15 protein-coding genes are annotated in these 11,160 nt (G+C 66.5%); 3 read left to right on the forward strand and 12 right to left on the reverse strand.

Features of this window, described 5'->3' with window-relative positions:
* Positions 1 to 135: 135 nt before the first annotated feature.
* On the reverse strand, positions 136 to 486 hold the full coding sequence (locus ACYVE7_RS06135; RefSeq protein WP_460363559.1) for a hypothetical protein: 351 nt from the start codon (positions 484 to 486) through the stop codon (positions 136 to 138).
* The gene (locus tag ACYVE7_RS06140; protein ID WP_460363560.1) at positions 447 to 1,163 is read right to left on the reverse strand and encodes a hypothetical protein; all 717 of its coding nucleotides are present in this window, start codon (positions 1,161 to 1,163) and stop codon (positions 447 to 449) included. The genes ACYVE7_RS06135 and ACYVE7_RS06140 overlap by 40 nt, the downstream gene beginning before the upstream one ends.
* Before the next feature lie 83 nt (positions 1,164 to 1,246).
* Here ACYVE7_RS06140 and ACYVE7_RS06145 point away from each other — a divergent pair, with 83 nt between their 5' ends.
* Positions 1,247 to 1,531 carry a hypothetical protein gene (locus ACYVE7_RS06145; protein WP_460363561.1) on the forward strand — a complete coding sequence of 95 codons (285 nt, stop codon included), beginning with the start codon at positions 1,247 to 1,249 and terminating at the stop codon, positions 1,529 to 1,531.
* Positions 1,532 to 1,586: 55 nt separating this feature from the next.
* Here ACYVE7_RS06145 and ACYVE7_RS06150 read toward each other — a convergent pair whose 3' ends face one another.
* From ACYVE7_RS06150 to ACYVE7_RS06185, 8 genes are all read right to left on the reverse strand, one after another.
* Positions 1,587 to 3,254, reverse strand: a complete 1,668-nt coding sequence (locus ACYVE7_RS06150; protein ID WP_460363562.1) for a DUF262 domain-containing protein — start codon at positions 3,252 to 3,254, stop codon at positions 1,587 to 1,589.
* A gap of 11 nt (positions 3,255 to 3,265) precedes the next feature.
* On the reverse strand, positions 3,266 to 4,198 hold the full coding sequence (locus ACYVE7_RS06155) for a hypothetical protein (RefSeq protein ID WP_460363563.1): 933 nt from the start codon (positions 4,196 to 4,198) through the stop codon (positions 3,266 to 3,268).
* On the reverse strand, positions 4,195 to 5,484 hold the full coding sequence (locus tag ACYVE7_RS06160) for a DUF3696 domain-containing protein (RefSeq protein WP_460363564.1): 1,290 nt from the start codon (positions 5,482 to 5,484) through the stop codon (positions 4,195 to 4,197). The genes ACYVE7_RS06155 and ACYVE7_RS06160 overlap by 4 nt, the downstream gene beginning before the upstream one ends.
* Before the next feature lie 54 nt (positions 5,485 to 5,538).
* Positions 5,539 to 6,198, reverse strand: coding sequence for a restriction endonuclease (locus ACYVE7_RS06165; RefSeq protein ID WP_460363565.1), 660 nt, complete (start codon positions 6,196 to 6,198; stop codon positions 5,539 to 5,541).
* Positions 6,199 to 6,263: 65 nt separating this feature from the next.
* Complete coding sequence (locus tag ACYVE7_RS06170; protein WP_460363566.1) at positions 6,264 to 6,458, reverse strand: hypothetical protein; 195 nt, start codon at positions 6,456 to 6,458, stop codon at positions 6,264 to 6,266.
* Between the two features lie 140 nt (positions 6,459 to 6,598).
* Positions 6,599 to 7,378, reverse strand: coding sequence for a hypothetical protein (locus ACYVE7_RS06175; RefSeq protein WP_460363567.1), 780 nt, complete (start codon positions 7,376 to 7,378; stop codon positions 6,599 to 6,601).
* Between the two features lie 17 nt (positions 7,379 to 7,395).
* Entirely contained in the window at positions 7,396 to 8,298 is a 903-nt protein-coding gene (locus ACYVE7_RS06180; protein ID WP_460363568.1) for a DNA-processing protein DprA, read from the reverse strand.
* A 54-nt stretch (positions 8,299 to 8,352) separates the two neighbouring features.
* Entirely contained in the window at positions 8,353 to 8,571 is a 219-nt protein-coding gene (locus ACYVE7_RS06185; RefSeq protein WP_460363569.1) for a hypothetical protein, read from the reverse strand.
* A 427-nt stretch (positions 8,572 to 8,998) separates the two neighbouring features.
* Between ACYVE7_RS06185 and ACYVE7_RS06190 the strand changes: the two genes are divergently transcribed.
* Together ACYVE7_RS06190 and ACYVE7_RS06195 are read left to right on the forward strand one after the other, a co-directional pair.
* Positions 8,999 to 9,250, forward strand: a complete 252-nt coding sequence (locus tag ACYVE7_RS06190) for a hypothetical protein (RefSeq protein ID WP_460363570.1) — start codon at positions 8,999 to 9,001, stop codon at positions 9,248 to 9,250.
* 378 nt (positions 9,251 to 9,628) lie between these two features.
* Complete coding sequence (locus ACYVE7_RS06195) at positions 9,629 to 10,705, forward strand: carboxypeptidase-like regulatory domain-containing protein (protein ID WP_460363571.1); 1,077 nt, start codon at positions 9,629 to 9,631, stop codon at positions 10,703 to 10,705.
* 57 nt (positions 10,706 to 10,762) lie between these two features.
* Here ACYVE7_RS06195 and ACYVE7_RS06200 read toward each other — a convergent pair whose 3' ends face one another.
* Positions 10,763 to 10,954: a DUF397 domain-containing protein gene (locus ACYVE7_RS06200; RefSeq protein ID WP_460363572.1), complete on the reverse strand. Its 192-nt coding sequence runs from the start codon at positions 10,952 to 10,954 to the stop codon at positions 10,763 to 10,765.
* On the reverse strand, positions 10,942 to 11,160 hold a 219-nt coding region (locus ACYVE7_RS06205), incomplete at its 5' end, for a hypothetical protein (RefSeq protein WP_460363573.1). The genes ACYVE7_RS06200 and ACYVE7_RS06205, both read right to left, overlap by 13 nt.

Raw genomic sequence — 11,160 nt, forward strand, 5'->3', positions numbered from 1 at the left:
GCGGCCGCGGCAAGGGCGAGCATCGGTCGTGCACGAGGCATGAGGCTCCTCAAAGAGGTGCGGGCTGCCTCGCGAGGCGACAATGGGGGTGTGTCGCTCTCACCCGACAATCGATCTCTGCCCTGGCCGCCCTTCTCAGCTTCGTCTACGAACCTGTGTCACGGCGAACCACGGAGAGTCCGAGCCGACGGTGGTGTCCCGGTTGCGGACGTAAGCCTGGAATGCTCCGGTGCAGGTCGCGCGCCCGCTGACGCGCAGCCGCCCGGGCGCGGTCGTACGGAAGACGCCGAGGGTGTCCCCTCCGCCCTTGCCCTTGCACCGCCGCCGAAGCTCCCACTCCGTGCCCGCGGGCAGCGCGGACCGCCGGACCTTCCCCCGCCAGACGTACCAGCGGACGACACGGCCGGTCACGACGATCTTGGCGTTCTTGCCGGCCTTGGCCGGGGTCACCTTGAACGCGGAGAACTTGCTCCGCCAGAGCAGCACCTTGCCGACATCGCTGACGTCCGCTTTGAAGTCCCCGTGCTGGGCGTAACGCCAGCGAAAGTAACCGGACGCCTTCCAGCGCTGGAGGCGACCGTGCCATGGCCGTTGGCGGCGGTGTGGCCGACGGTCCGCCAGCTCTTGGCGTCAGGGGAATAGTCCAGGTAGACCCGGCCAGGTATGGGCCCCCAGGTCCTGCCGCGGGCATTGGTGAAGGAGACATAGAGGGTGCAGCACGGCACCCCGTCCGAGGAGGCGGCGGCTGAGGCCGGGGCGAACCGCAGCCTCAGATCGCGTCTGACGATCACCTTGACGGCGGCGGAGTCGAAGTAGCGGCCGCCGTAGGACCAGGTGGCGGTGACCTTGAGGTCGTCCAGGGCGCGGAAGGCCACGGCGAACGTCCCGTCGGCGCGGGTCCTCGCCTGGGCGGTGGTGCTGCCGGCCCCGTTGAGGACGTCCTCGGCGAGCACCGCGACGGGCTCGTCGGCGACGCCCGTCCAGCTACCGGACGCCAGGACCTGGAGGCGTCCCGTGACCGTCACGGACTCGCCCTTCTCGACGGCCCCCGGCCGGTCGAGGACGAGACGGGCATTGGTGAACTCCGGCGGCGCACCGGCCGCGGGAACCGGCACCGCGACGACCAGAACAGCGGTCAGAAAGAAGGAGAGGAAGCGGCGCACAGGACTCTCAGTTCGGGTAGCGGAGGCGGATCAGAGCGGCGCCGGTCGTGTCGACGAAAACGTCATCGGAAGCGGTGGCCCAAGTGTTGGATCCGCCCCGGGCTGCTTCCAAGCTGTCGGAGTACACCCGCACCGCCTGGGGTCGTCTCGAACCGGAGCTCCGCTCCTGTCTCACCACCGGCTTGGGCCCGCTCCTCTTCCTCACCGACGCCGGCGTCCTCGCCCGCTACGACGCCCTGAGCTTCCTCAGCCGGCTGGCCGACGCTGCCCGCCAGGGCACCCGCGCCCTCTGGCTCCTGGCCCCCAGCCCGACCCATCCCGCCAGCCGCGCTTGGGCACCGCGACGGTCCCCTACCAGGAATCCCTAGGCGAGTGGATCCCCCTCCGGGGCTCCTGGGTCGACAACAAGCACCGCTCCTGACGTCACTCGGTGTCGATGTCGGGTTCCGCCGTGCCCCCCGGAACTTCGGTGATGCCGAGCGACGCCATGAACTCGCGTTCCTTGGCGGCGAGGTAACTCTGGCGGATCCGGATGAATCCCTCCTCGTCACCGTTCGTCAAGGCAAAGATCGCTGCTTCGGGAATTCCGTGTGAGGAGTTGAGGTCGTCCCAGAACAGCTCCTCCGCGTCCACCAGGGCGCTGCGCACGGAGACACGGGAGGCCGTGGGAAGGATGACTCTGTTGGCGGGGCTGGATGCCAGCTGCATGCCTGTTCGCATGACGACCTGACGGTAGGCGGTCGTCGGCGATGCGGCCAGTAGTTCGACGGCGTTGATTCTCGTGCCGTCGACCTTGATCCGGGACGGGAACGCTTGCAGCTCCCACAGCAGGTAGGCGCGGACCCGTGCGCTACGGAGGTCGAAGCGGTCGGGGAAGGGCCGCGGCAGGTAGCCGATCCATGGCAGGCCGGATTTTCCTTGGGCGAAGTCCTTCATCTCTGCGAGGTTCTGGCGGATTTGTGTGCTGGTCGCTCCAGCGAAGTAGCCGGCCCAGGAGGTCTGCCAGAACCATCGTCGTAGTTCGGCTCGCTGCTCGTCGGTGGGTTCGTCGGGAAGGTAGTGGAAGAACGTCGTCAGCAGCATCAGCTGTGCGTCGTAGGGGATCAGGCGGGCGAGCGGAACACCCATCTCCCGGCGCAGGAACGAAATCGCCTTGAGCAGAGCTTCTTCGGTGTCGGCGACGGCCGTCTGCATCTTGTCCTTGACGCGTCTGGCCAGCACATCCCAGCGCGCTTCCCGGACGTTCTCCTCACCTGTGATCGCGAGCACCGCGCGGAACACCGTGTCGGAGGAGACCTCGCCGAAGCCGGTGTCGGCCACCAGAGAGATCATGTCCTGGAGCCGGTCAGCGAGACTTTGCTGGCCGCTGTCGTCGTAGGTGAGCGCCGACACCATCTGCGCTGGCTGCATCGGCTGCCCTGTGCTGTTGACTCGGGAGAAGACTTCGACGGCGTCCTCCAGCTCACCGCCGACCAACCTCACCACGGACAGCTTGTAGGACATGATGCGGTGGGAAACTGCTTCGGCCTCGTTGATGAGACGGCCGACATCCCAGTTCGCCGGAGCCCCGTCCTGAAGTTCCCTGGCGTAGCGCAGGAAGTTGATGGTACTCATCACCACCCGCATGGGCAGGTAGTTGAGCGGTGGTGGGCCCGCCTGCTTCCAGTGCCGGTAGGGGTTTCCTTCCTTTGCCTCCTCGCCGAGGACGCGGTAGGGCCACCACCGCCAGTCCTGCGGTTCCCGGCTGCTCGGGGCATCGGTGGGACGGCGCAAGGTCGAGAACAACGCGGTCAGCCGCTGGTGGCCGTCCAGCACATAGGACGCCCGGCCCTCCTGGGGGTGGGGGGGAGCGGGAAGGTCTCCGATACGGCTGAGGCTGGGAACACGCCGATCGGTCTCCCAGAACAGCAGGGTGCCGATCGGGTAGCCGCGCTCGATGCTGTCGAACAGGTCGAGGATCTGCTCCGAACGCCACACGAAGGGACGCTGGAACTCCGGGATGCGCAGATCGCCCTTCTCCAGTGGCCGGAGAACCTGCTCAATGAGCTGGATCTCCGGTCTGACGTCCATCTTGTAGCGTTCACCGGCCATGGGGTCCATCCTTATACGATCTCCCGCAACATAGCGACGATGACCTCGAACTCTTCGATCACGCCGGGGCCGAGCGCTTCGAAGTCCGCTCTCGTCAGCGTGTCGGCCATCGGATCCAGATGGTCAACGACCACCTTCCTTCCGAACCCGTGGCCGGTCAGCGCCTCCATAGTCGCCTTGGGAAGATCATCAAAGAGCCCTGCCTGCTCTTTCTCGTCCTTGTCGGGCCGGTAGCCGAACTTGATGTCGATGTGGCTCCGCTGCCGGGGAACGAGTTGCTGGAGAGCGCTCAGAGTATGAGGCTTGCTCGTCGTCGCCAGAACCGCGTCCGGCAGATAGTTCTCGATCTCCCGCCGGGCCAAGACGTGCACCCGAGCGCCCAGCGATCTGATGTTCTCGATCTTCGCGTGTTCTTTCGGAGGGTCCTCCGGCATCTTCCTGTCGCTGTCGAAGAGCACTGCGAGGCGCACCACGAACCTGAACTCGTCCCGGTGCCTGGTGACCACGCGATCCAGGGCCGACCCGCCGCCGTGCGCCACGCTGAGCCGACCGGAGGCGAGCGCCTCCTCGACGTCCTGTGCACCGGTCACTTTGAGAACCACCCGGAGAAAGCACAGGTCGCCGGTGATGTCCTCGACAGCGACCACGGCGGGACGCATCAAATCGTCGGCGGCGTCCGGCAGCCGGTCGGCGGGAATGTGGAGTGGGGCCGCTCGGCCGACGACCCTGTTGGCGTTGCCCCGTGAGCCGGTCCTGAGCATCAGGCCGTAACCGCCGGCGAGTTGCGGGGAGAGATGGCGGAGCAGGAAAGCGTTGATGTCGTCCACGTCGAGCGGATCGACCACCCAGTGGTGCCGATCGTCGAGGAACAGCGACAGCAAGGCCAATGTCTTGGGGACGTGCCGGTCTTGAGTGAAGATGTCTCTGGCGAGTTCGACCCTCATTGTCCGGCCAGCCTCACAGCCTGGGCCTTCGACAGGGCCTTGGCCTCCTGGAAGCTCTCCTCGAAGATCCCCTCGGGCCAGAAGTCGACGTTGCCGTACTCGTCGATATTGATCCGCCTGACGTTCGCGGCACTGCCGTCGTGGTCGACGTAGTACAGGACGATGTCGTCCGGGCTGAGCTTCCCCTCGGCGACCCTCCGCTGTAGCCGGAGCAGGAAGGTCTCACTGTGCGTCTCGATCAGGAACCGGACCCGGGGGCTCTCTTTGGCCGCCAGCCGGTAGAGATCGGCCAGCCCGGCCTGCGCGTAGGGGTGCAGGTGGAGCTCCGGTTCCTCGATGATCTCCAGGACGTCGCGTTCGGGCGGCTCGATCGCATCCAGAGCCCGCCTGATCAGTAGCGGCAGAACCTGGGTGACGCCCGTCCCCGAATCCACCGCCGACACCCAGGTCTCCGGGTTGTCTCGTGAGCGCAGTCCGACGGAGTGGCCGCCGTACCGCTGGGCCACGTCGAGCTCCCAGTCTGGCAGATAGTGCTTGAGGTATTCGTTGACCTTGGCCGTCAGAACACCGTCCTTGTTGATCTTGTCGTGAACGATGATGCCGTCGATTCCCCGGCCGAACTCGTCGTGGCGCGGGGGGCGCTCGTAGAGACGGGTCGCGCGCGACGCCCTTGTCCGGAACGGTCCGGTATAGCGCACGTCGATGCCCACGTACTCATCCACCTCGAGCTGGTTGATGAAGTAGTCGTCGTGCTCCTCGGCTCGAACGGGTAGCAGCCCACGGAACCCGAATCGCCCCTCACCCGTGCCGCCATTGCGTTCGGTGATCTCGTATTTGCGCCGGTATGGACCTGGATCCTCGTCCTCGAAGACCCATTCCATCCGCAGCCGCTCCATCGGGGATGCGTAGGACAGGGAGCTGACCACCTGTTTGTCCCAGTCTGTGACGTTCTGGATCCTGGCGTCGATCGTGATGTCCCCGAGCGTGAGCCCATAGTCGAACTCATGGCCGCTGAACGTCATTCCGAGTCCGATGGGCCGATGCGCGGCACCGCTGTAGATCAGGTCGGCGAAGTCCGGCGGATCATCGCCGAGCTGGTACAAGTCGAGGGGGATGCCGGCCTCTGCCTTCGGCCAAAGGCCGGTGGACAGGACGAGAGGGGCTCTGACTAGGGCACTCTTGCCGGAGTTGTTTTTACCGAGGACGACCGTGAGGGGGCGGAGTTCGATCTCCTGGCGGTCGGCGAAGCAGCGGTAGTTCTCGAGGGACAAGCGCTCCAGGGCCATGGTGCGGGATCTTAACGGTGCGGGCCCTGGGGGCGCGTAGGGTTTGCCGCCGGGTCAGCCTGCGGTGCGGCGGGGAGCGGTGCGGAGGTCGATGAGGGTGGTCAGGTGGTGGCCTTCGTGGGCCCACCGGTGCAGGCGGGTGCGGTTGATGAGCTGGATGCCGAGGGTGGCGGCGCGGTCGTGGGCGTCGCGGGTGAAGTCGCCGTTGGTGACGACGATGGCGATGTCGGCTCCGTGGAAGGGGGTGGCGGTGCCGCTGATCTCGTGGATCACGCGGGAGGTGACTTTTGCGTTGGTCTTGGTGTGTTTGGCCTGGATGACGAGGCGGTGGCCTGTGGGGGCGCGGCCGAGGACGTCGGCGCCGTAGTCGGAGGTGCGGCCCACGTGTTCGGCGTCGAAGCCGTCACGGAGCATCAGGTCGCGGATCGCCAGTTCGAAGCCGGTGGGGTCGAGGGCATCGAGCTGGGGCGGGGTGAGCCGGAGTTCGGCGAGGCGGGCGGAACGGTCGCGGTGCCGGGCGGTGCGGTGCTCCTTGCGGAAGAGCAGGACTCCGGCGGCCATGAGCGCGATGCCCGGAGCCACGTACCAGTGGGTTTTGAGGAACAGGACCGACAGGCGCAGGAGGTCGAAGGCCGTCCAGAGGACCAGGGCCGCGATCAACGCCGCAGCGGCCCATTCCAGGGGATTGGCGGGCTTACGGACTCGCTTTCGCAAACCCTTCAGCATGGCTCGGGATGGCGGAAATCCTCTGGGGGTCCGCCGCGCGACGGGTGGCCGGTTCATGGCGCCGCCGAAGCCGGAACGGTCGCCATGGGGGCCTTGGGGTTCTCCGCAGTGCCGCCCGCGCAGCTGTGGACGGTGCCGTAGAGCAGGACGGCCGCGGCGGCCGCCACGATCCAGCCGCTCTGCTGCTTGCCGCGCCGCCTCGGCATCCGCCGGGTGTGGGCGCGCACGTTCACCCTTTTCTCGGGCATGTCGTCTCCTGGCGGGCCTGTCGGGGGGATTCTCAGTTCGGCCCGAAACAGAGTGAAACACCCGCCTCTGACAGAATCCGATTGAAGCCCGACAATCGCCGTCAGATCTCACCGATCGGATAGGGAAACCTATCGCTCGCCTAGGGGCAGGGACCGCCCGTGACCGGGCAGATCTCCACGGAGTAGGGGCGGCCGGAGAACATGACGTCGTAGGAGGACTTGAGGGCATCGCGCTTGAACGTCGTGTCGACGCGGCGGGACAGAACGACCACGGTGACCTCGGCGGCCCCCGCCTGGAGGAGGGCGGCCGCCGCGGACTGAGCGTGGCCGCCCTGAACCCAGGTGTCGTCCAGGACCACGACATGCCGCCCTGCGACGCCTGCCGTGGCGTCGACCCGGAAATGGGAGGGGAGGGTCGAGCGACGCTCCGATTCGGGGACATCGGTCGGGCGAAGCGTCACCAGTGTCCAGTGCCGGGGGAGGACCTTCACCAGCTCGTTCAAGGGGTGCCGTCCGATGCGGCCACTCAGCGAGGGGACCAGGGCTAGCCGGGTGACGGGCCGCCCGGCGACGCGGTCCAGGCAGGGGGCGTGCCGGACAGCGAAGCCGTAGAGCAGGACGAGTAGCCGCTGGAAGGACGGGTGCTCCAGCCGCTCCTCCGGCTTCATCGGGTCCTTGTAACGGTAGAGGTCGTTATCGGCCTGGCCGCCGGCATGGGCGTAGGTCAGCGGAACGACGCGGGCCGCGACGGGGAAGGCGAGGTCGCGATCGGTCTTGCAGCGCCAGCAGAGCGAGTAGCGCTCGGGGACGGGGCCGCAGCACAGGTCGCAGGTGAGGTCGGAGCCGCGGAGCGGGTTGGTCATGACGGTCGCCAGGAACTGGCGGGCGAGCTGTTCGACAGCGGGAGGAGAGGAGGCCAAGGTCGTCTGCCGGGCGGCTAGCTGAGCGTCGAGATGAGGTCTTCGAGCATGCGGGGCCGGTCGAGCAGGCTGTCGATGACGGCCAGCGCCTCGGCCGGGGTGGACGCCACATGGACGTCGGGTTTGGCGGCGGTCTGCTTGCCCCAGTCGGTGCGGTCGACGACCGAGCGCATGAGTACGACGGGACGTCCGTGCTCGACGGCTTTACGGGCTTGGATCCGGGTGCCGCTGCGTTCGGTGGCCTCGACGATGATCGTGGCGAGGCTGTAGCCCGACATGGCGCCGTTGCGCTGCGGAAAAGTGGTCTTGTCGTGTGTCTGGTCCGGCCAGAACTGGGAGAACACCGCGCCGTGCTCGGCGACTTCGCGGTGCAGGTCGCGGTTCTGCGGCGGGTAATGCCTGCGGATCCCGGTGCCGATGAACGCCACGGTCCGCCCGCCCGCCTCGATCGCCGCCCGGTGGGCCGCCGAGTCGACTCCGGCCGCGAGGCCCGAGACCACGGTCAGATCCCGTTTGACCAGCCCGCGCGCCAGCTCCTCGGTGATACCCACCCCGTGTTCGCTGACGTTGCGGGAACCGACGACCGCGACACCCAGATCGTCCTTACGGGTCTCACCTCGGGCGAACAGCAGCGCCGGCCGGTCGAACACACCGCGCAGCCGCTCCGGGTATTCATCGTCGGCGAGGGAGATGACCTTGATGCCGTCGCCTTCCCAGGCTTCGATCTGCCCCCAGGCGGTATCGAGCGCTTCGGCCGGTCCGTCCTCGAACAGGGATGGCGGGATCTTCCGTTCCAGCAGCTCCTGCGGGGAAAGGCCCTCCAGCAGCGCCCGGGAGATCTCCCGCCCGGTGGCCTCCAACGACCCGCGCTGGAGCAGCGCGATCACGAAGGCGCGCTCCACCACCGATCGTTCTCCCATACCCGCCACATTAATACCGACCGCCAACTCAAGTCAGCAGTACCCAGCCGGAGATCACAAGAACTCCTCGATCTCCGGCTGGGTGGCCAGGGCCGGCAGCAACCGGGCCGGGGTGTTCTCCAGCAAGGTCATCGACAGTCCCGCGACCAGCTCGCCGGCGGTCAGCCCGAGCCGGTCAGCCGGGTCGCGATGATCGTCCGCTCGCTGACGGTCGGCCGGATGTTCCAGGACGGGGTAGAACGCACGGAGTTGCTCCCGGTCTTCGCCGTTCACGGATTCTCTTCTGGTCGGGGCTGTCCGGCCAGGCTGGCGCGAGTACGTGGAACGAGAGCCTCAAGCGGTTTTCATGAGGATCTTCTGCATCTCGCTACTCAACGGGTCCTACCGCTCCCATGACCCTCATCGACCAGGCGGCGGGGGACCTCGACCGCGCCATCCCCTTGTACGAACGATCCCTCACTGACAGCGAGCGGGTGCTGGGTGCGCGGCATCCGTTGACGACTATGGGTGCGGACGAGTCTGGCTGGCTGCGTTGCGCCTGTGGTCGCGGCGGAAGCTGAGATCACCGGCCGACGTGGAGAGGAGCCTCCCTTGGCTCCACACATCACCGCACAAGATCAACTCGGTCGGGAAGGTTCAAACCGCGTCTCTCGTCCCGAGCTCAAGGGTTCAGGACACCGCTCGTGTTCTCAACCGCGACATGCGCAACGCGCTCGTCCGACTCGCTGACCTGGAGGTATCCCCGCGGGCGGCCGTCCGCCACCTGGAGCGCGCCACCGACCTGGACGGCACCGCAGAACCCCTCTACCGCGCTCGGATGTGGATCTTCGGCAAGCTCGGCCTCGTCACGGCGGTCAACGCCTGCTATGAGGAACTGATCGAACGGCTCGCCAAAGCCGGCCGCAGGCCCGAGGCCGCCGCAGTCGGACTGTTCCGAAAACTGACACGCTGACCTGCGACGCGGCCGATATCGCGAACCGTGGGCTGGCCGCTCGCCCATCCCGATACGCGGGTTTCTCGACAGCGTGCAGGGTGTTGTGGGGCGGGCTAGGGAACGGCTTGCGCACCTTAGTCCTGAGGAGGGTGACGGCTCGGAGGAAACGCGTCGGGCATGTTCAGGAAGTCCGCCGGACGCGCGTCGGGTAGATGCCTGCTTGGACGGTTTGGGTCGTATTCCCGCCGGGTGGGTGAGTCTGGTGGGGAGGTCGCCTTCTTCCTGATCGATCTGGCTGGTAGGTTCTGGCGATCCACCCCAGCACCACCCTCGGTCGAGGCATCACCCGAAAGATCGTTCCCTGTGCGCCGTCCGCCTTTTCGCCTCCTGGTCTCCGTGACCGCCCTGGTCATCGCCAGCGGCCTTATGTCCGCTCCGTCTGCCGTGTCCGCCGAGCCGACGGCTGATCTGACCTTGACGGCTTCTCCTTTCTTGCTTCCCGCACCGAGCGATGGACCTCAGTGGGTCAATTATTCGCCGCTGACGCTCAACGGTGAGCTGCGCGACGCGGCCAGTGGCGCGCCGCTCCCGGGCAGAGAGCTGTTCGTGAGTGTCGTCGACGATGACGGCGGCATGATCTACGGCACCAACGCGACCACCGACGCCCAAGGCTCCTACCAGGTCACCGTGGCCGGCCGGTTCTACCAGCACCTGACTGCCAGGGCGTCCTACCAGGGCAAGGTGGCCACCCAGGAGGTTTCCGTCGGCTTCCGCGGATTGAAGGTGAAATTCGGTTCGAGGGGCTCGATAGACGTCAGTTGGCTCACCTTCCTGGAACAGGGCCCGGATATCACGTCCTTCACTCTCCAGCGGTCCTTCGACAGGATCCACTGGGAGGACGTCCAAACCATGAAGGGAGTTACGGACACCAGACTCGCTGAGACGCGGTCTTCTTTCTGGCGGATGATCTCTGTCAGTGACGGAATCACAGGGCCGGTCGCCAGCAAGGTCTTCGATCTCCGCAGATGGAGCACCTACTTCACCCAACCCAAGATCAGCCTGCGGAAGGCCCGCTACGGCAAGACCCTCACCGTTTCAGGGCAGCTGCGGCACTGGGCCGACCTCACCCGACGAGAACCCGCGCGTGGCCGAAAAGTCCGCCTGGTGCTGGACTGCGCTGGCCCTGGCCGCATCTACCAGATGACCACCAAGCGCACCGACCGCCACGGCCGCTTCACCTTCAAGACCAAGGCGTTCTGCTCGGGCGCTTACTACATCGACTACGGCTCCATGAACTTCTACTCCCCGGCCTACTACTCCCGCGACTTCGCGAGCCTGTCTCTCCCGGTCAAGTTCAAGGCCACGGCCGTGCCGCCCAAAGCCAAGCCCCGCTGGAAGGCCCGCGCTGGCACAATGCCCACAACCCGCTACATCCGCCTCTACGGGCGCTATCCCGACCGTGTCGAACCCTGACGAGTAGGAGCCGACCGGCCGTCGTGTGACTTCCTTCAGGGAGGTCGAGCGTGAGTGTCACCGGTCGTACTGTCCGGACTTGACGGCGCTGGCGAAGGAGCGGAAGGTTCGGCGGGTGAAGGCGTGCCGGGGGCCGTCGGGGTTCTTGGAGTCCCGGACGGCGATCTCGGTGCGGGCGGGGGCGACTTCGACGCAGTTCTCGCCGTTCGAACCGGACTTCGTGCTCTTGCGCCAGTTCAGCTGATCCATTGTTGGGTCGCCTTCTCGATCACCTGAAGAGATGCGTTCTTGGCCAGGGCCACGCTCTGGACGTTAGCCTCACGCTTTCTCGGGGAGTTAGACCAATCCGGTCGCTGGAATGAGAAAAGTGCCCCTGGCCTGCAATGCCAGTGAGTTAAGGCATTTGCCCAGGTGAGAGTACTTTTCTCGTTATTTTGATCTTGTAGGTGGCTCGG

It is taken from the genome of Actinocorallia lasiicapitis (assembly GCF_054778695.1).